The sequence below is a fragment of the Shinella sp. GW821-FHT10F02 genome (genome assembly GCF_058809275.1).
The window spans coordinates 708,483-728,146 of sequence record NZ_JBXASL010000001.1; the positions used below are offsets into that span (position 1 = coordinate 708,483).

Consider the following 19,664-nt stretch of genomic DNA (forward strand, 5'->3'; position numbering starts at 1 on the left):
CCTCACGCGAAGGGGGAGAACATGCGGCCGCGCTTGGCAGCGATATCGAGCCATACGGCCAGGATGATGACGATCCAGGTGACGAGCCACTGCACGTAATAGGCAAAGCCCAGCAGAAGCAGGCCGTTCTGGATGAAGCCGAGGATGAGCACGCCGATAACGGTCTTCGGAATGCTGCCGGAGCCGCCGAGCAGGGATGTGCCGCCGAGGATGACGGCGGAAAGCACGAGCAATTCGTAGCCCTGCCCGACATTGTTCTGCGAACCCATGACCCGGCTGCCGAGGATGATGGCGGCGATGCCTGTCGTGAAGGCGGAGATCATGTAGGTGGCGAGGACCACGCGGCCGCGGCGGATGCCGGAAAAGACCGCCGCCGTCGGGTTGCCGCCGGAGGCATAGACCCGCCGTCCGAAGGGCGTGTGCGTGAGGGTGACATGCATGACGAGCGCAAGCACGATGAAGATGAGGATCTGCGTCGGCATGCCGAGAACCGCACCGCGGCCGAAGATGGTGAACCAGGTGGCGTCCTGGTTCTGGATGTCGACATTCTGCCCGCCGGTATAGATGAGCGTCAGGCCCTGGATCGCCGAGAGCATGCCGAGCGTGACGATGAGGGAATTGAGCCGGGCGATGCCGACGAGAAGGCCGTTGACCGCGCCGACCGCAAGGGCTGCGAGAAGCGTGACCGCGATAGCCGGGACGGGGCCGATCTTGTCGTGCAGGTCGACGACCAGCACCGTGCAGAGCGACAGGAGCGAGCCAACGGAGAGATCGAGATTGCCGCAGATGACGACCATGGTGACGCCGAGCGCCATCACGCCGATGATCGCTGCCTGCCGGAACACTGCTTGCAGGTTGTCCCCGGTCATGAAGCGGTCGGAGACGATCGAAAACACGACCATGAACAGGATGAAGGCGAGGAGGATGCCCCGCTGGGTCAGGATCCTGGTTGCTGACTTCAGGCGTTCTTCCGCCATGGCCGGTCTCTCTCCCGTTTTGCCTGTGATGACGGTCGCTGGCTGGCTCATGGTCACACCAACGTCATTCCGCCGTCGATCATGATGATCTGGCCCGTCATGTAGTCGCTTTCGCGGGATGCAAGGAAGGTGGTCGTGCCGGTAATATCGCTTGGGCGCGCAACGCGCCCGCGCAGGATCTCGGCGGAGAACTCCGCCATGGCCTGTCCGGGCCGTTCTGCCGCGCCGATGTTGATGAGGTCGCGGTCCACTTCCTCCCACATTTCCGTCGCAACCACGCCGGGGGCGAAGCCGGTGACGGTGATGTCGTGCGGGGCGAGCGCACGCGCCGCCGACTGGGTGAGCGAGACCACAGCCCATTTCGAGGCGCAGTAGGGCGCGACATTGTCGAAACCCTGGCGGCTGGCGACCGAGGCCGTGTTGATGATCTTGCCGCCGCCGCCCTGCGCGATCATCTGGCGCGCGGCCTCCTGGATGCCGATAAGCACGCCCATGCCGTTGACGTTCATGATGAACTGCCAGTTCTCCTCGGTCACGTCGAGGAAGTTCATCGGCTTGTTGACGCCGGCATTGTTGAAGCAGACGTCGAGCCGTCCGAAATTCCTGGCCACGGCTTCAACGAGCGCGCGCATGTCCTCGCGCCGGGTGACGTCGACGGCATGCGCCATCACGCGCGCGCCCGCGGCCTTTGCACGACCCTCGTTTGCGGCGGCGACGTCGGCGGCGAGCGCGCCGTTGATATCGGCAAAACAGACGTTTGCGCCTTCATCGAGCAGCGCTTCACCGATCGCGCGGCCAATTCCCCGCGCGGCACCCGTCACGAGACAGGAAAGCCCTGAGACACGTCCCATAAGTTACTCCAGAAGCAAAAAAATGCGCGGGCTCCGCTTGCGGAACCCGCGCGGTCCGGGAGGACGGATCAGAAGACCGGCTTGGAAAAATCCTTCATGTTTGCCTTGGTGATCTTCGGCGTTTCGAAGTAGGCAAGCGCCGGGACCTTTTCGCCTTTCACGACGGCGATGGCCGTCTTGAGGGCGTTCTTGGCGTCGTCGACGGGCGACTGGTAGATCGAGCCGTAATATTCGCCGCGCTCCATGGCCTCGTAGCCAACGGCGAAATTCGTCGCACCGACGAAGGCGATCTTGTCGGCGCGGCCAGAGGCCTTGGCGGCGTTCAGCGCGCCGACGCCCATATTGTCGTCGCCGGAATAGACGCCGTCGATCGTGTCGTACTTGACGAGGAAGGCCTCCATGACACGCTGCGATTTCTCGCGGTTCCAGTCGCCCGGTTGCGTTTCCAGGATCTTGACGTCCGGGCAGGCCTCGGCGAGGCGGTCTTCGAAGCCCTTCTGGCGCTCGATGGCCGTGGTGTAGCCCGGCTGGCCGGAAATCTGCACGATCTGGCCCTTGTTGTTGAGCGCCTCGCACATCAGCTCCGCCGCCGAGGCGCCCTGCTGGATGTTGTTCGGGCCGGAGAAGGAGGCGATGAATTCGGCGCCTTCCGGAGCGATGTTGGAATTCGTCACGATGACGGGAATGCCGGCGGCCTGCGCCTTGCGAACGGCGGGCACGACCGCCTTGCCGTTCGTCGGCCAGATGATGATGGCGTTGACCTTCTGCTGGATCAGGTCCTGCATCTGGGCGATCTGGCGGGCGACGTCACCGCCGGCATCGAGCACGACCGTCTCCACGCCGCTTTCGCCGGCTGCGGCCTCCTTGAAGGCCTTCTCATAGGTCGTCTGGTAGCTGTCGACGCCGACATTGTTCTGGGTGATGCCGATCTTGATCGTATCGGCGAAAGCGCCATGGGCGCATACCAGACCGGCAGCAAGGCTCACGCCTGCAAGGCTCTTGAATTTCAGGTTCATCTTGGTTCCTCCCGTTGAGCGGCGTGCTACTGGTGACAGGTTCGCATTTCCTCGATGCGACAATGACCAGCGGTTCAGCCTCAGCAACACTTCCTGCAAAGGGCCGCCTGGGGCCACGACTGATATATCCAGATCTGATAAAAAATAATCCAAAATGGATGTTTTGCGTGATACATGATCGCGGGAAGTCCGATAGCACGAGAGGGGAATTTGGCCAAACGACCTGAAGCCGGCCTGCACGATGCAGAGCGCAGGCATGACCGTTTCGAGAGCAGCAAGAGTGGATTGTCCGCAACGATGACGAGGCAAAGGTCGGCCGAACTTCTCGATACCGTTGACTTCATGGAGGCGGTGGTTTCAGAGCTCGGCTCCGTGCTGGACCTCACGACGCACGATCCATACCTCTCGATGGCGCTGCACCTGATGCGGGCGCATCTGGAAGGAAAGACGGTCACCGCCTCGTCGCTCGTCGCCGAATCCGGCGTCGCCTATGCCACCGGCATGCGCAAGCTCGCCGATATGCAGGAAGCGGGGCTTGTCGAGCAGCGCTCCCGCACGCGCACGGGCAAGAGCTTTTCGCTGCATCCGAGTGCGCGGCTGATTGCAAGCTGGGGCCTGCTCGGCGAGCGTCTGCAACGCATTGCTGCCCAGCGCTACGGTGCGACGGCGACGGACAAGAGCGCGTCCGACTATTATTTCGGCGGCACCTATCTCCAGAGCCGGTCCATTCATCCGCCGAAAGTGCTCTCCGAGCCGCTTTCCGTATCCGGCGGCATCCGCGTTCTGGTGCATGGCGATCCGACCTTCATGGTCATGGAGAATCTGAAACGTCAGTTTGAGCAGATTGTCGGCACGAAAATCCACCAGCGGGCCTTTTCCATCGACCGGCTGCACGAGGAGGTTCTGAAGAATGCCGAACGGCGCGTCAGCCGCTATGACATCGTCGCCGTCGATCTTCCATGGATCGGCGAGTTGGCGGAAAAGAACGTCATCTTGCCGCTGGACTCCATTATGGATATCGAGCGGCTCGATCCCGGTGATTTTCACACGGCGGGCTGGCAAGCGGCGCATTGGGGCGGCCGACCCTATGGCGTTCCGAGCCAGACGACGCCGGAACTGCTGTTCTATCGGCGTGACCTCTTCGCCGAGGCTGGCCTCGAACCGCCGACGACGACTGAAACGCTATTGACTGCGGCCAAGGCGCTGCACATGCCGGCGCACGGCCGCTACGGCATCGCATGGAATGCCGCGAGGGGCACGGCGCTCGGGCATACCTTCATGATGGCCTGCGCAGACTTCGGCCAGCCGGTGCTCAATTTGCGCACCGTGCATGGCGGTTTCGATACGCGAAGCCTGCATCGTGACGATCTTGTGCCGACGATCGATACGCCGCGGGCGCTTGAAGCGGCGGAATACCTGATGGCGCTCCTGCAATATTCGCCGCCCTACATCCTCTCCATGTCGTGGTACGAGCGCATCCGGCCCTATGCGGCCGGCGAAGTGGCGATGGCCTACGGTTACACGCTGCTTGCGCCCTATTTCGAGCTGGATCCGAATTCGCCGGCCTTCGGCAATACGGCCTTCCTGCCGCACCCGGCCGGTGCCGTCGGCACACCGATCGCGCCCATCGGCGGTTACGTGCTGTGCATTCCGAGCAATCTTTCCGAGGATCGGCTTTCCGCGGCAACGGAGGCGCTGATCGCTTTCACCTCGCCAGAAGCGCAGAAACTCTACATCACCAATGGCAGCCGCACCGCGCCGCGTTACTCGGTCGGTGCCGATCCGGACGTGCGGCGGCTCTCCTCGATCTTCGAGGCGGTGGATGCCATGTCCTGGCGGGACGAGCTGCAATTCTGGCCGCGCCCGCCCATTCCCGAAATATCGAGCATCATCACCATCTGCGGCGAGGAAATCCACGATATGTTGCGCGGTGCGGTGTCGCCCCGCCAGGCGCTGCGCCGGGCGCAGGAGCGCGCGGAGAAGGAAATGCTCGACAGGCGGCAATAGCTCAGAGAATATCGACGAACCGGCCGCTTTTCGCGGATTGCTGGATCGCCTCGACGCAACGCTGCACCTGCCAGGCCTCGCGGAAATCCGTGACGCATTTCTCGCCCGTCGCCCATGCCGTGAGCAGTTCCGCCACCTCGATCACCTTGAGGTCGTTGAAACCGAGTTGATGGCCGGGAGCGGGGCAAAAGGCGCCATAGGGTGGATGAGCAGGGCCGGCCTCGATTTTGGTGAAACCGCTCCTTCCCGGCCGGCCAGCAGTGTGGATCAACAATTCATTCATGCGCTCTTGGCTGAAGGCAAGGGCGCCCTCCGTTCCGGTGATCTCCCAGCTCAGATCCATCGTGCGGCCGGTCGCCGCCCAGTTGGCCTCGATACCGCCCTCGGCGCCGCTTTCAAAACGCAGCAGCGCATGGGTCATGTCGTCAACTACGACCGATGCGCGCTCCGAACTGCCGACCTTTATTGGGCGCGTCGCGTGAATCGTGCGGCTCTGCCCGGCGACGGCCGTGATTGGCCCGAGCAGGAAGCGCGCCATCGAGATTATGTGGCTGCCGATATCGGCAAGCGCCCCGCCGCCCTCGGGGTCTGTGCGAAAGCTGTGCGGTGTTTCGGGGTCGCACATGTAGTTTTCCGCGTGCCGGCCGCGAAAACCGGTAATGTCGCCGAGTTCGCCGGATTGCACGATCTCCTGCGCCAGCTTGATCATCGGGTTGCGCAGGAAATTGAAGCCGACGAGCGTCAGCGTGCCGGCTTTTTCGGCCGCCTCCGTCATGCGCCAACCGTTTTCGGCGGTGGTGGAGAGCGGCTTCTCGCAATAGACCGCCTTTCCCGCGGCAATCGCCGCCAGCACGATCGGCTCGTGCAGCACATTGGGCGCGGTGACGGCGACAATGTCGACATCGGGGTCGGCAACGAGCGTGCGCCAGTCGCCCGTGCTCTTGGCATAGCCGAGAAGGGCGGCGTTGCGGGATGCCGCGGCGTCGGAAATGTCGCTCAGCATATGCGGCACCGGCTCCACCGGCAGATCGAACAGCCCGCCGACCGATCGGAACGCATTGGCGTGGCAGCGCCCCATGAAACCGGCACCAATGAGCCCGATGCGCGCCTGTCGCTTGTCCATGTCGTCCTCCCTGTTCTCACCCGTTCCTAACCGCCCGGCCGGCGGCTGCGAATTGCCCGGATGTCCGTTTTGGATATCTGCGCCATCGAGTCCGGCCCATGCGCATCCTATCCAAAATTGATGGGCCGGCGAGGAGCGGCGTCACGAGGCAAACCGGAGGGCAATGTGGAACTGGCGGACGTGAAATACGACTATATCGTCGTGGGAGCCGGCTCGGCCGGCTGTGCGGTGGCGGGCCGGCTGGGCGAGGCGGGAAAGCGGGTCCTGCTGTTGGAGGCTGGCGGCAGGGATTCGAGCCCCTGGATCCATATTCCGCTCGGCTATGCAAAACTCTACGCCAATCCCAAGGTGAATTGGTGTTTTTCCAGCGAGCCCGAACCGCATCTCAACAATCGCACGCTGTTCCAGCCGCGTGGCAAAGTCCTGGGCGGAACCGGCTCGATCAACGGCATGATCTACATGCGCGGCCAGCCGGAGGATTTTGACGGCTGGGAGGCGGCGGGCTGTGCAGGCTGGGGCTGGGCGGACGTGTTGCCCTATTTCAAATCCTGCGAAGACCAGCAGCGCGGCGCCGACGCCTTCCATGGCACCGGCGGCCCGGTTTCGGTCTCGGACCTGCCGGGCCCGCATCTGCTGGGTGACGCGTTTCACGCCGCATCCGAACGGCTCGGCGTGCCGCGAAACGATGACTTCAACGGTGCCGCGCAGCTCGGCACCGGCTATGTACAGACGACGACGCGCAAAGGCCGGCGCTGGTCCACGGCGCGCGGTTATCTGCGCGGCCCCGCCATGGCCAATATCACGGTGGCGCTGCATGCCCATTGCGAGAAGGTCGATTTCGAGGGGCGTCGCGCCGTCGGCGTGACGTTTTCCGATCGCAGCGGCCGCCACAGTGTCCGGGCGGGATGCGAGGTGATCCTGTGCGGCGGCACTTTCGCCTCGCCGCAACTTCTCCAGCTCTCTGGCATCGGCCCGGCCAGCCTTTTGCAAAGCCGCGGCATCGCGGTGCTGCACGACCTGCCCGGTGTCGGCGAGAACCTTCAGGACCATTTCGGCATCGGGCTGGAATTCGAGAGCACCTCGCGCACGACGGTGAACGACCTCTACAACAACTGGCTGCGCGGCGGCGTCCAGCTCCTGCGCTATCTCCTGACCCGCAAGGGACCGTTTGCCGACAACGGTAATTATTCCAATACCTTCATCCGTTCGGGACCTGACATCGCGACGCCCGACATGATGGTCACCTTCATGTCCTGGTGCACCAACGAGGCGCTGGTGCCGCATCCCTTTTCCGGCTTCACCATCCTGTGCGAGCACATGCGGCCGGAAAGCCGCGGCCATGTGCGCATCCGTTCAGTGGAAAGTGGCGCCGCGCCGGCCATCCAGTTCAATTTCTTCGAAAGCGAGGCGGATCATCGCGCGGCGCTTGCTGGCCTGCGGTTCGGCCGGCGGATTTCCGAGACGTCGCCGATGCGCGACTTTGTGCGCCGCGAAATTTCGCCCGGCCTCGATGTCGAGAGCGACGACCAGATGCTGGCCTATTGCCGGCAGAACGGCCTGTCGCTGCTGCATCCCGTCGGCACCTGCCGCATGGGCACGGGCGTGGATGCGGTGGTCGATCCGCGCCTCAGGGTGCACGGCGTTTCGGGCCTGCGGGTGATCGATGCCTCGATCATGCCGCGCATCGTAACCGGAAACACCAACGCCGCCGCGATCATGATCGGCGAAAAGGGCGCGGCCCTTATTCTGGAGGAGACAAGATGACGATCGGAATCTCGGTTTTCGGGTCCGGCCGGATCGGCGTGATCCATGCCCGCAATGTGGCGAGGGCCGCGGGCGCGCGGCTCGTCAGCATCATGAACCCCAATCGAGCAATGGCGCAGCCGCTCGCCGAAGAGCTCGGCGTGCCGGTCGTCGCCAGCGCGCAGGAGGCGCTGTCCGATCCCGTAGTCCACGCCGTTATCATCTGCACGCCGACCTCCACCCATGTTGAACTGATCGAACAGGTTGCTCGCGCCGGCCGGGCGATCATGTGCGAGAAGCCGTTGGATCTCGCCATCGAGCGTGTCGACCGGGCGATGGCAGTGTTGGAGGAGACGGGCGTGCCCTTCATGCTCTCCTTCAACCGCCGCTTCGATCCCGGCGTCGCGGCGCTGCGCTCGGCTGTCGAAGCGGGGGATGTCGGTGACCTCAACATGCTCTCGCTGACCTCGCGCGATCCCGCCCCACCGCCGATCGCCTATGTCCGCCAGTCGGGCGGTTACTTCGCCGACAGCACGATCCACGATATCGACCTTGCCTGCTGGATCACGGGCGAGTTGCCCGCCGAAGTCTATGCGACGGGCTCCTGCCTCGTCGATCCGGCGATCGGCGCGGAGGGCGATTGCGACACCGCCATGACCATCCTGAAAATGCCCTCGGGCGTGCTCGTTCACATCAACAATTCGCGCCGCGCGGTCTACGGTTTCGACCAGCGCATCGAAGCCTTCGGCTCCGGCGGCATGGTGCAGACGGCCAACCAGCACAACGACAACCTGCTGCGCAGCGGTGCTGATGGTTTTGCCCGGCAATCGCTGCTGAAGCATTTTTTCCTCGAACGCTATGAGGCGAGTTTTGCGCTGGCGCTCAAGGAGTTCGTTTCGGCTGTGCGCGAGGGGCGGGCACCATCCGCAACGCAGCGTGACGGCCGCAATGCGCTGATCATCGCGCGGGCCTGCGAACAATCGCGCTCTACGGGGCAGGCCGTGCGGCCTCGCTTCTAAATTCCGCGCGAAAACATCCAGTTCTGCCAGTGTTCCGGCGTGGAGCGTGGGCAAATCTTTGCTCCCCTCGTGAGGGCAAGCGCAAAATATCCAAAAGGCGATGTTTCGATATCCAAAATGGATAAATCTGCTGATCTGCACGCCGCGGATTTCTGGCACACCATCTTCATCACCTTCAACCTGTGAAGCCAGCCGTGAACACACATGTTCCCACTTCCCTGTCTCCGCTCTCGTCCCGCCCTCCGCGGGGCCGGGATGTCGCTCGCCTTGGGAAGATGACGATGGTGGAGGAAAACAATCGCGGGCTGCGCGACGGGCTGGATTTCCTGGATAGTTTCTCGACCGAGCTCGGCAGCACCTTCGAGCTGGAGGCGCCCAATCCCTTCCTCAATATGGCAAACCACCTGCTGCGACATCATCTCGACGGCAAGCTGGTGACGCCCACCTCGCTGATCGCGGCCTCCGGCGTGCCCTATGCCACGGCATCGCGCAAGCTGAAGGACATGGAACGCGCCGGCCTGCTGGAGCATCGCGAAAGAAGCCGGTCGGGCCGCAGCTTCTCCGTCCATCCGAGTGCGCAGCTCGTTGCGGCGATGACCAGTCTCATTGCCCGCAGCCGCCAGCTCGCCGCCCGCTACATGGGCTCGGCACAGGACGATGGCAGCGCCTATTATTTCCAGAGCACGCACCAGCAGGCCTCGACGATCCGCCCGCCGCTGGTGTTGAACCGCGCGCTCTCGCTTTCCGGCGGTCTGCGCATCCTGGTGCATGGCGATCCCACCTTCATGGTGATGGACAAGCTCAAGCGCCAGTTCGAGCAGATGGTCGGCGTGAAGATCAACCAGCGCGCCTTCTCGATCGACCGGCTGCGCGAGGAGGCGATCCGCAATGCCGAACGCCCGGTCAGCCGCTACGACATCATCGCCGTCGACCTTCCCTGGGTCGGCGAGTTCGCCGAAAAGGGCATTCTCGCGCCGCTTGATGCGCTGATGGATGTCGCGCGGCTGAGGCCGGACGATTTTCATCCTGCGGGCTGGCGGGCGACGCACTGGGCCGGCCGGCCCTATGGCGTGCCGAGCCAGACGACGCCAGAACTTCTGTTTTACCGGCGCGACCTCTTTGCCGAAGCCGGGCTCGAGCCTCCGACGAGCACCCGCGACGTGCTGAAGGCCGCCGAGGTCTTTCATCGCCCGTCCCAGGGGCGCTACGGCATTGCATGGAATGCCGCGCGGGGCACGGCGCTCGGCCACACCTTCATGATGGCCTGCGCTGATTTCGGCCAGCCGCTGCTGAACCTGGCGCCGCTCGCCACGGGTTTCGACGCCGATGTCGGTCTGCGCCAGGATCTGCGCGCGACGATCGACACGGAAAAGGGGCTGGAGGCGGCGGAATACTTGCGCGCACTGCTTGCCTTTTCGCCACCCGACATTCTCTCGATGTCCTGGTACGAGCGAATCCGCCCCTATGCTGCCGGCAAGGTCGCTATGGCCTACGGCTATACTGCGCTGGCACCCTATTTCGAGTTGGATCCGGGCTCTCCGGCCCATGGCCAAACCGGCTACTTGCCGCATCCGTCCGGCCCCGGCATTGCGCCGCACGCGACGGTCGGAGGCTATATGCTGGGCATTCCCGCCAACCTGCCGGCCGAGCGCCGCGCCGACGCCATCGAAGCGCTGATCGCCTTCACCTCGGCCGAGGCGCAAAAGCTCTTCGTCGTCAACGGCTCGCGCACCGCGCCGCGTTATTCGGTCGGCGCCGACCCGGAAGTGCGCCGTCGCTCGCCGATCTTCGAGGCGGTGGACGCCATGTCCTGGCGCGAGGAGCTGCAATTCTGGGCTCGCCCGCCGATCCCGAAGATCTCGGAAATCATCCGCATCTGCGGCGAGGAATTTCACGACATGCTGCGCGGCATCCAGCCGGCACGCACCGCCTTGCAGCGCGCCCAGGCCCGCGCCGACGCGTTGCTCAAGACACATATGACGAACTGAGGAGGACACGACATGGATCCGAACCGCCTGAAGGGCAAGAACATCCTGATCACCGGCGCAGCCCAGGGCATGGGTGCCTGCAACGCCGAATATTTCGCCGCGCAGGGCGCCAATGTCTGCCTTGGCGATATCAATGTCGAAGGCGTCAACGAGGTGGCGCGGCGCATCAACGCGGCCGGCAACGGAAGGGCGATTGCCCTCAGGCTGGACGTGACGAGCCGCGCCGACAATGCCGCCGCCGTTGCCGCCACGGTTGAGGCCTTCGGTTCGATCAACGTGACGCTGCTGAATGCCGGCATCAACAAGCCCCTGATGTTCCTCGATATTACCGAGGAAAACTGGGACATGATCATGAACATCAACGCCAAGGGCCAGCTGCTCGGCATGCAGGAGGCGGCAAAGCAGTTCATCAAGCAGGGCAAGGAAAATGGTCCCTACAAGATCATCAATGTCGGTTCCATTGTCTCGCGCCAGGCGTTTCTCGACGTCGTGCCCTATTCAGCCTCCAAGCATGCAACGCTTGCGCTGATCAATGGCGGCGCCAAGGCGCTCGTCGAGCACAACATCACCGTCAACGGCTATGGCCCGGGCGTCGTGCGCACGGAACTGTGGGAGCAGCTCGACAAGGACCTCGTCAAGATCGGCATGTTCGAGAAGGAGGGCCAGTCGATGGACCACCTGGCGAAAACCATGATCCTGATGAAGCGCTACAGCTATCCGGACGACGTGCGCGGCACGGCCGCGTTCCTCTGCTCGCCCGAAAGCGACTACATGACCGGCCAGCTCATCATGATCGATGGCGGCATGATCATGCAGTGATCCGCCGCCGCTGATCCCATTCAACGACCTGACCCTGTGTAACGCGCGCCTTGCCGGCTGCGCGAAGGAGAAAGCCATGTCCATCACATCCGCTCTCAACCCCCGCATCTTGCAGCCGGGGGACATCGATCCGAACTGGCGCTGGGATCGGCACCTGCCGGCGCTCGGCCACACCGCCGTCGATTTCGAGCGCCGCGTCGACCATGATCGCCTGCGCCGCTATCGCCTTAGCCGTGCCAAGGACGCCCTGAAGAAATCCGGCCTCGGCGCGCTGTTGACCTTCGACGTCAACAATATCCGCTACATCACCGGCACGAAGATCGGGGAATGGGAGCGCGACAAGATGTGCCGCTTCGCTCTTCTGGCCGGCGACGAGGAACCCTTCGTCTGGGATTTCGGCTCGGCGGCGGTGCACCACAAGCAATATTGCGACTGGCTCGACCCGGAGCATTGCCGCGCCGGCGTCGTCGGCATGCGCGGCACGATCCCGCCGTCCTTCGGACTGATGAAATATTATGCCGAGGAGATCGCCTCGCTGCTGCGGGTGGCCGGCGTGCTCGATATGCCGGTCGGTGTCGACTATGCCGAGACGGCGATGTTCTTCGCGCTTCAGGAGGCCGGCATCAAGGTCGTCGATGGCCAGCAGGTCATGCTCTCGGCCCGCGAGATCAAGAATGTCGACGAGATTCATCTCCTGACCCAGGCGGCCAGCATGGTCGATGGCGTCTACCACATGATCTGGGAAGAGCTGAAGCCGGGCATCCGCGAGAACGACATCGTCGCCATGGCCAACAAGATGCTCTACGAAATGGGCTCCGACGACGTCGAGGCGATCAACGCCATTGCCGGCGAGCGCTGCAACCCGCATCCGCACAACTTCACCGACCGGCTCTTCCGCCCGGGCGATCAGGCCTTCTTCGACATCCTGCAAAGCTACCAGGGCTATCGCACCTGCTATTACCGCACATTCAACATCGGCCGCGCCACGCCGGTGCAGCGGGATGCCTATGTCAAGGCGCGTGAATGGCTGGATGCCGCCATCGCGATGATCAAGCCCGGCGTAACGACCGACAAGGTCGCCGAGGTCTGGCCGACCGCCCAGAGCCTCGGCTTCCCGAACGAACTGGCCGCCTTCGGCCTGCAATTCGGCCACGGTCTCGGCCTCGCGCTGCATGAGCGGCCGATCATCAGCCGCGCCGTCAGCCTCGAAAACCCGATGGTGATCGAGACCGGCATGGTCTTCGCACTCGAAACTTATTGCCCGGCGGCGGACGGCTATTCGGCCGCGCGCATCGAGGAGGAGGTGGTCGTGACCGACAGGGGCTGCGAGGTCATCAGCCTCTTCCCGGCCGAAGAACTGCCGATCGCCAACCGCTACTGAGATGACCCGCCGCACCGGAGCGTTTCCTCCGGTGCGGCCTTCATCGGGAAGAGATCCATGACACCCACGAAAACCAATGCGGACGCCTATCTTCGGATGTATCGCCAGATGGTGCGCATCCGCGCCTTTGAGGACCAGGCGAATTCGCTCTATCTCTCGGCCAAGATGCCGGGGCTGACCCACATGTATTCCGGCCAGGAGGCCGTGGCGGTCGGCATCTGCGAAGCCTTGACGCGCGACGACAAGATCACCTCGACCCACCGCGGCCATGGGCATTGCGTGGCCAAGGGCGCGGAATTCAAGGAAATGTTCTGCGAGCTTCTCGGCCGCGCCGAGGGTTATTGCGGCGGCAAGGGCGGCTCCATGCACATTGCCGACCAGTCGAACGGCAATCTCGGCGCCAACGCCATCGTCGGCGGCTCGATGGGCATTGCCACGGGTGCGGCGCTCTCGGCCAAGCACCTCGGGCGCAAGGACGTGGCGGTCTGTTTCTTCGGCGACGGCGCGACGGCGCAGGGGCTGCTCTACGAGGTCATGAACATGGCAGCACTTTGGAACCTGCCGGTCATCTATGCCTGCGAGAACAACGGCTACAGCGAATATACCAAGACGGCCGAGATCGCCGCCGGATCGCTGACCGCGCGGGCCGAGGCCTTCGGCATCGAGGCGTTCAAAGTCGACGGCCAGGATGTGCTGGCGGTGAACGAACTGGCACAAAAACTGGTCGCCCGCTGCCGCAAGGGCGAGGGGCCGTTCTTCGTGCAGCTCGATACTTACCGTTACCACGGCCACCACGTCGGCGACATCAACCGCGAATATTACCGATCGAAGGACGAGGAGGCGCTCTGGAAGACCGAGCGCGATCCCATCCTCAATTTCGGGCGCTGGCTGACGGCGGAAGGCCTTGCGACGGCCGATGAACTTGCTGCGCTCGATGCCGACGTGAAGGCCGACGCCGAAGCGGCGGTCGCCTATGCGCTGGCCGCTCCTTTCCCCGATGCCGCGCAGGTGGGACGCCATGTCTTCACCGACATGATCGTCGCCTGAGGAGATTGCAATGCGTGAAATCACCCTTTCCAAAGCCGTCAACGAGGCGATCGCCGAGGAGATGCGCCGCGATCCTGCGATCTTCCTGATCGGCGAGGACGTCGCCGAGGCAGGCACGCCCTTCAAGGTGCTGTCCGGCCTCGTCGAGGAGTTCGGCCCGGACCGCATCATCGACACGCCCATTTCCGAGCCCGGTTTCATGGGTATGGCCGTGGGTGCGGCGATGACCGGCAGCCGGCCGATCGTCGACCTGATGTTCGGCGACTTCATCTTTCTCGTCATGGACCAGCTCTGCAACCAGGCGGCCAAGACGCACTATATGTCCGGCGGCAAGCTGAAAGTGCCGCTGGTCCTGCGCACCAATCTCGGCGCCACCCGCCGCTCGGCCGCCCAGCACAGCCAGTCTCTGCATGCGCTCGTCGCGCATATTCCCGGCCTCAAGGTCGCGCTGCCGTCCTCCGCCTACGAGGCGAAGGGCCTGATGAAGACGGCGATCCGTGACGACAACCCGGTCGTCATCTTCGAAGACAAGCTGATGTACCAGGAGAAGGCCGGCGTGCCGGAGGAGGAATATCTCATTCCCTTCGGCGTCGCCAATGTGAAGCGTGAGGGGCGGGATGTGACGCTCGTCGCCATCTCATCCATGGTGCAGGTCGCCGAAAAGGCGGCCGACATTCTGGCCGCCGAGGGCATATCGGCGGAAGTCATCGATCCACGCACCATCGTGCCACTGGACGAGGAAACCCTTGTCGCCTCGGCGCGCAAGACTGGGCGGGTCATCGTCATTGACGAGGGGCACCAGAGTTACGGCGTCACCGCCGAGATCGCCAGCCGTATCGCCGACAAGGCCTTCTATCATCTTGATGCGCCGGTGCAGCGCATGGGGGCGATGGACGTGCCGGTGCCGTTCTCGCCGGCGCTCGAAGACCTGACGGTGCCGACGCCGGATGGCGTGGCGGCGCGGGCACGGGCGCTCGTGCGCGGGGAGATCTGACCATGGCGCATGATGTCATCATGCCGGCGCTCGGCATGGCGCAGAATTCCGGGGTGATCGTCAATTGGCTGAAGGCGGCGGGCGACGCCGTGGCTGAGGGCGATCCGCTGATGGAGGTGGAAACCGACAAGGCGGTTATGGAAGTCCAGGCTCTTGCCTCCGGCTTCCTCGTGGAGATCTTTCACCCCGCCGGGGCCGACGTGCCGGTGGGAGAGGTGATCGCCCGCATCGGCACCAGCGCGGATGCGGTGGTCCCGGCCGTAACTCCTGCCGCTGTCCCGGTCGCTACAGTGGAGACAGCACCGCTTGTGACCGCCGCACCCGCTTCCCCGGAGCCGGCCCGCAAAGTGCCCGCACAGCCGGCTCAAACCGGCAAAGTGCTGGCCTCTCCCAAAACGCGTCGGTTGGCGGAAGAGCGCGGCATCGACCTGCGCCGCCTGGTCGAACAGGGTGTCTCAGAGCCCCTCCATGCCGCCGATCTTGATCGCTATGTGCCGGTCCCAGCGCCCGCGGCCCCTGGCGTCGCGCTGAACGAAATCGTCGCCGACGTTTCGGCCGGTGCGCTCCAGCGCTTCGTCGAATGGGTTGGACAGGAGGCCGGCGTCGAGGCTCCGGCGTTGCTCGCAGCACTGGCGGCCTCCGCGCTCGCCCGGCCATCTTCCATAAGGGTGGAGCATCGCCGGACGGCGTGGGTCTATGACCTCACCGGCCGGCCGTCGCTTGGCGCGCTTGTCGCTCTGGATGCCGCGGAGGTTTCGTCGGATCTTGTCGTGCGGGATTTGAGGAGGAGCCGTATCAGCCTCGCCCGGCTAGCCTGCGATCTCGCCCCGGTTCTCACCCTCACCGACGGCGATGTCTCGGACCGGCTTACCGTGACGCTCACCTTTACGAGCGAACGGCTCAATGCGGACGACGCCTTTGCCTTGATCGACGCCTTTGCGGCCCGGGTGGAAAACCCGATGCGCCTGCTTCTCTAGGAGGGAACGCCATGTTCCAGACCGACCTCTACATCAACGGCGAATGGCGCGCGGCGTCCGATGGTGCGTGCTTCGACGTGCAGAATCCCGCCGACGAGACCGTGCTTGCCTCCGTTGCTTCGGGCACCGTCGAGGATGCGAAAGCGGCCGTCGATGCCGCTGCCACGGCGATGAAGGGCTGGGCGGCCAAGACGCCGCGCGCCCGCGCCGAAATCCTGCGCAAAGCTTTTGAGCTGATGACAGCGCGGCTTGAGGATTTCGCTCGGCTGATCACGCTGGAAAACGGCAAGGCGCGGGCCGATGCCATGGGTGAGGCGGCCTATGCGGCGGAATTCTTCCGCTGGTTTTCCGAAGAGGCGGTGCGCGGCGAGGGGCTGCTTGCCCGCGCGCCCGCCTCGGGCGCGCGTATCCTGGTGCAACAGCGGCCCGCCGGCGTCGCGGTGCTGGTCACGCCATGGAACTATCCGGCCGCCATGGGCACGCGCAAGATCGCGCCGGCGCTGGCGGCGGGATGTTCCGTCGTCATAAAGCCGGCGTCCGAGACGCCGCTCACCATGCTCGCCCTGATGCCGCTTCTCGAAGAGGCGGGCGTGCCGCCGGGTGTCGTCAACGTGCTGCCGTCCCGTGCCTCCGGTGCGGTGGTCGACACCATGCTGCGCGATCCGCGCGTGCGCGTCGTCTCCTTCACCGGCTCGACGGCCGTCGGGCGAAAGCTCCTGCATTCGGCGGCCGAGCAGGTGCTGAAACCGGCGATGGAGCTCGGCGGCAATGCCCCGATCCTCGTCTTCGAGGATGCCGATATCGACGTCGCGGTCGAAGGCGCGATGCTGGCGAAAATGCGCAATCTCGGCGAGGCCTGCACTGCGGCGAACCGTTTCTACGTCCATGAGGACGTCGCCGAGGTGTTCATAGACCGATTCACCGCGCGGATGGCCGGGCTGAAGATGGGCAACGGCATCGAGGCCGGCGTCGATGTCGGCCCGTTGGTCAACGCCGATACGCGCGATAAGGTTGCGGCCTTTGTTGCCGATGCGGTGGCGAAGGGCGCAAAGGTGCGGCTCGGTGGCCAAGTGCCGGAAGGGAAGGGCTTCTTCTATCCGCCGACGGTGCTGACCGACGTGCCCGACAACGCCGCATGCGTGCAGGACGAGATTTTCGGCCCCGTCGCCGCCATCCAGACGTTTCGCGATGAAACTGAGGTTATCCGCCGCGCCAACGACACGGAATACGGCCTCGTCGCCTATGTCTTCACCCGAGACATGGCGCGCGGGTTGCGGGTCAGCGAACAGCTCGAATTCGGCATGATCGGTATCAATCGCGGGCTGGTTTCCGACCCTGCGGCTCCCTTCGGCGGCATGAAGCAGTCCGGGCTCGGGCGTGAGGGCGGGCATGAGGGCATGCTCGAATTCATGGAAACGCAATATATCTCGGCAAGCTGGTGAGGGCGTGATGGCTGATTTCGTGGCAAGTCCTGCGACCCGCGCCTATGCAGCGCAAAAGGGTGTCGACCTTTCGGCCCTTGCGGCCGAGACTGGGCGAACGAACCTTGCCCGCGAGGATGTCGATCGCAAGCTTTCCGGTGGGATGCCCTTGAATACGGCCGATCTCTGGGCGGTCGACCATCGCCAATGGGGGCCGGTCCGGCAGGAGCCGCTGTCGAAGATGATGCAGGTCGGCGCGGCCAATCTTTCGGCGGCGCAGCGGTTCATCCCGGCCGTGACGCACCACGACGAGGCCGGTATGGATGCTGTAGAGGCGTTGCGGGCGGCGCTGAAGGCCGATGCTGCGGAGAAGGGCGTGAAACTGACGGCGCTGGCCTTCCATGTGCTGGCGCTCGCCGCCTGCCTGAAGGCCTTTCCGCGCTTCAACGCGTCGCTGACGCCAGATGGCACGGCGCTGGTCCTCAAGGACTATGTGCATATCGGTATTGCCGTCGATACGCCCGCGGGCTTGATGGTGCCTGTCATCCGCGATGTGGACCGCAAGGGCCTCTTTGCCGTGGCGACCGAGATTTCCGATCTTGCCGCCTGTGCGCAGGCGCGAAAAATTCGGGCGGAGGAGATGGGCGGCGCGTCCATGTCGATATCCAGCCTCGGCGGCATCGGCGGCAGTGCCTTCACGCCGATTGTCAATCCGCCGGAAGTGGCGATCCTCGGCATTACCCGCGCGCAGATCCGCTCGCATTGGGACGGCGAGGCCTTCCTGCCGCGCCTGACCGTGCCGCTCGACCTTTCCTACGACCACCGTGCGATCAACGGCGCCGATGCCGCGCGCTTCCTGTCGCACTATGCGGGGCTGATCGCCGATCCGCGCCGCCTGCTGCTGTGAGGATGGCATGACACGAAAAGCCGATTTTCTGGTGATCGGGGCCGGGCCCGGCGGTTACGCCGCCGCCTTCCGCGCTGCCGATCTCGGCCGCAAGGTGGTGCTGGTTGATGCCCGCGCCACGCTCGGCGGCGTCTGTCTCAACGAGGGATGCATCCCGTCAAAGGCGCTGCTGCATGCTGCTGCCATCCTGCACGAGATGAGCGAGGCGAAGGCATGGGGCATCGCCGCACCCGAGAGCCCCCGGATCGATCTCGAAAAGATGCGGGCGCGCAAGGACGAGATCGTCTCGACGCTGACCGGCGGGCTTACGGGCCTCGCACGCCGTCGCAAGGTTGAGGTGGTGCAGGGCTTTGCCCGCTTCGCCAGGCCGGATCGCGTGATTGTCAACGAGGAGGAGTGGCAGTTCACGGACTGCGTCATCGCCACCGGCTCCGCGCCTGTGCACCTGCCCGGCTGGCCGAAGGATCCGCGGATCTGGGACAGCACGGCCGCGCTGGAATTGCGCAGCATTCCCGCCAACCTTGTTGTGGTCGGCGGCGGGATCATCGGGCTGGAAATGGCGACGGTCTATGCCGCGCTTGGGTCCGCGGTCACCATCGTCGAGCTCGGCCCGCAGATCGTTCCCGGCGCGGATGGCGAAGCGGCCGCGATCCTGCGCGCGTCGCTGGAAGCGTCAGGCTGCCGCATCCTCACGGAGACACGCGTCACCGCGATCACGCCGGAGGTACGGGCGGTCCGCCTCGAACTTTCGGGCGCCGTGACGGAGCATATCGAAGCCGATGCGGTCATTCAGGCTGTCGGCCGGCGTGCGGATGCGGCGGCACTTGAGGTCGCCAAGGCGGGCCTGGAGGTGCGGCCTGACGGCACGCTTGCGGTCGATGCCTATGGCCGCACGGGCAAGGCGCACATCTATGCCGTCGGCGACATCACCGGTGGGCCGATGCTGGCCCATCGCGCCACGCACCAGGGCAAGATCGTCGCGGAACTTTCCGCCGGCCATCACCCCGCGCCGCTCTCCAGCCTGATCCCCTCCGTCGCCTATACGCGGCCGGAACTCGCCTGGGTCGGCCAGAACGTGGAACAGGCGAAGGTCGCGGGCGTCAAGGCCAGGGCGACGAGCTTTCCCTGGCAGGCCAGCGGGCGAAATCTGGCTTCGGGCGGCGGGGCAGGGCTGACGCGGCTTGTCTATTGCGAGGACAGCAGGCGCCTGCTTGGCGCGACGCTGGTCGGCGCCAATGCCGGCGAGCTTCTGGCGGAGTTGACGCTGGCGATCGAGATGGGGGCGCGGCTGGAGGATGTCGCGCTGACGGTGCACGCCCATCCAACCCTGTCGGAGACGGTGGCCTTTGCAGCCGAGCGCGCGCTCGGCACGCTGACCGATCTCTGACGGAGAC

Annotated in this window: 16 protein-coding genes; 12 read left to right on the forward strand and 4 right to left on the reverse strand. The window is 64.6% G+C overall.

What is annotated here, in order from left to right; translation table 11 throughout:
- Positions 1-2: 2 nt before the first annotated feature.
- The 3 genes from AC1RWL_RS03260 to AC1RWL_RS03270 form a co-directional block, all read right to left on the reverse strand.
- Positions 3-977, reverse strand: a complete 975-nt coding sequence (locus AC1RWL_RS03260; RefSeq protein ID WP_493093253.1) for an ABC transporter permease — start codon at positions 975-977, stop codon at positions 3-5.
- Positions 978-1,030: 53 nt separating this feature from the next.
- Entirely contained in the window at positions 1,031-1,828 is a 798-nt protein-coding gene (locus AC1RWL_RS03265) for an SDR family oxidoreductase (RefSeq protein ID WP_493093251.1), read from the reverse strand.
- A gap of 68 nt (positions 1,829-1,896) precedes the next feature.
- Complete coding sequence (locus AC1RWL_RS03270; protein WP_493093249.1) at positions 1,897-2,844, reverse strand: sugar ABC transporter substrate-binding protein; 948 nt, start codon at positions 2,842-2,844, stop codon at positions 1,897-1,899.
- Positions 2,845-3,141: 297 nt separating this feature from the next.
- On the opposite strand from AC1RWL_RS03270, the gene AC1RWL_RS03275 reads away from it, so the two are divergent.
- The gene (locus AC1RWL_RS03275; protein ID WP_493093248.1) at positions 3,142-4,851 is read left to right on the forward strand and encodes an ABC transporter substrate-binding protein; all 1,710 of its coding nucleotides are present in this window, start codon (positions 3,142-3,144) and stop codon (positions 4,849-4,851) included.
- Position 4,852: 1 nt separating this feature from the next.
- Here AC1RWL_RS03275 and AC1RWL_RS03280 read toward each other — a convergent pair whose 3' ends face one another.
- Positions 4,853-5,974: a Gfo/Idh/MocA family protein gene (locus tag AC1RWL_RS03280; RefSeq protein ID WP_493093247.1), complete on the reverse strand. Its 1,122-nt coding sequence runs from the start codon at positions 5,972-5,974 to the stop codon at positions 4,853-4,855.
- 165 nt (positions 5,975-6,139) lie between these two features.
- Between AC1RWL_RS03280 and AC1RWL_RS03285 the strand changes: the two genes are divergently transcribed.
- From AC1RWL_RS03285 to lpdA, 11 genes are all read left to right on the forward strand, one after another.
- Positions 6,140-7,738, forward strand: a complete 1,599-nt coding sequence (locus AC1RWL_RS03285) for a GMC family oxidoreductase (RefSeq protein ID WP_493093245.1) — start codon at positions 6,140-6,142, stop codon at positions 7,736-7,738.
- Positions 7,735-8,736, forward strand: a complete 1,002-nt coding sequence (gene iolG / locus AC1RWL_RS03290; protein ID WP_493093243.1) for an inositol 2-dehydrogenase — start codon at positions 7,735-7,737, stop codon at positions 8,734-8,736. The genes AC1RWL_RS03285 and iolG overlap by 4 nt, the downstream gene beginning before the upstream one ends.
- 281 nt (positions 8,737-9,017) lie before the next feature.
- Positions 9,018-10,724, forward strand: a complete 1,707-nt coding sequence (locus tag AC1RWL_RS03295; RefSeq protein WP_493093241.1) for an extracellular solute-binding protein — start codon at positions 9,018-9,020, stop codon at positions 10,722-10,724.
- Positions 10,725-10,736: 12 nt separating this feature from the next.
- Positions 10,737-11,543, forward strand: a complete 807-nt coding sequence (locus AC1RWL_RS03300; RefSeq protein ID WP_493093239.1) for an SDR family NAD(P)-dependent oxidoreductase — start codon at positions 10,737-10,739, stop codon at positions 11,541-11,543.
- Between the two features lie 82 nt (positions 11,544-11,625).
- Positions 11,626-12,924 carry a M24 family metallopeptidase gene (locus AC1RWL_RS03305; protein WP_439623751.1) on the forward strand — a complete coding sequence of 433 codons (1,299 nt, stop codon included), beginning with the start codon at positions 11,626-11,628 and terminating at the stop codon, positions 12,922-12,924.
- A gap of 57 nt (positions 12,925-12,981) precedes the next feature.
- Positions 12,982-13,971, forward strand: a complete 990-nt coding sequence (locus tag AC1RWL_RS03310; RefSeq protein WP_493093238.1) for a thiamine pyrophosphate-dependent dehydrogenase E1 component subunit alpha — start codon at positions 12,982-12,984, stop codon at positions 13,969-13,971.
- 10 nt (positions 13,972-13,981) lie between these two features.
- Positions 13,982-14,965, forward strand: coding sequence for an alpha-ketoacid dehydrogenase subunit beta (locus tag AC1RWL_RS03315; protein WP_439622897.1), 984 nt, complete (start codon positions 13,982-13,984; stop codon positions 14,963-14,965).
- A 2-nt stretch (positions 14,966-14,967) separates the two neighbouring features.
- Positions 14,968-15,942 carry a biotin/lipoyl-containing protein gene (locus AC1RWL_RS03320; protein WP_493093237.1) on the forward strand — a complete coding sequence of 325 codons (975 nt, stop codon included), beginning with the start codon at positions 14,968-14,970 and terminating at the stop codon, positions 15,940-15,942.
- Positions 15,943-15,953: 11 nt separating this feature from the next.
- On the forward strand, positions 15,954-17,384 hold the full coding sequence (locus tag AC1RWL_RS03325; RefSeq protein WP_493093236.1) for an NAD-dependent succinate-semialdehyde dehydrogenase: 1,431 nt from the start codon (positions 15,954-15,956) through the stop codon (positions 17,382-17,384).
- A 7-nt stretch (positions 17,385-17,391) separates the two neighbouring features.
- Positions 17,392-18,270, forward strand: a complete 879-nt coding sequence (locus AC1RWL_RS03330) for a 2-oxo acid dehydrogenase subunit E2 (RefSeq protein ID WP_493093235.1) — start codon at positions 17,392-17,394, stop codon at positions 18,268-18,270.
- A gap of 7 nt (positions 18,271-18,277) precedes the next feature.
- Positions 18,278-19,657 carry a dihydrolipoyl dehydrogenase gene (lpdA, locus tag AC1RWL_RS03335; RefSeq protein WP_493093234.1) on the forward strand — a complete coding sequence of 460 codons (1,380 nt, stop codon included), beginning with the start codon at positions 18,278-18,280 and terminating at the stop codon, positions 19,655-19,657.
- Positions 19,658-19,664 lie beyond the last annotated feature (7 nt).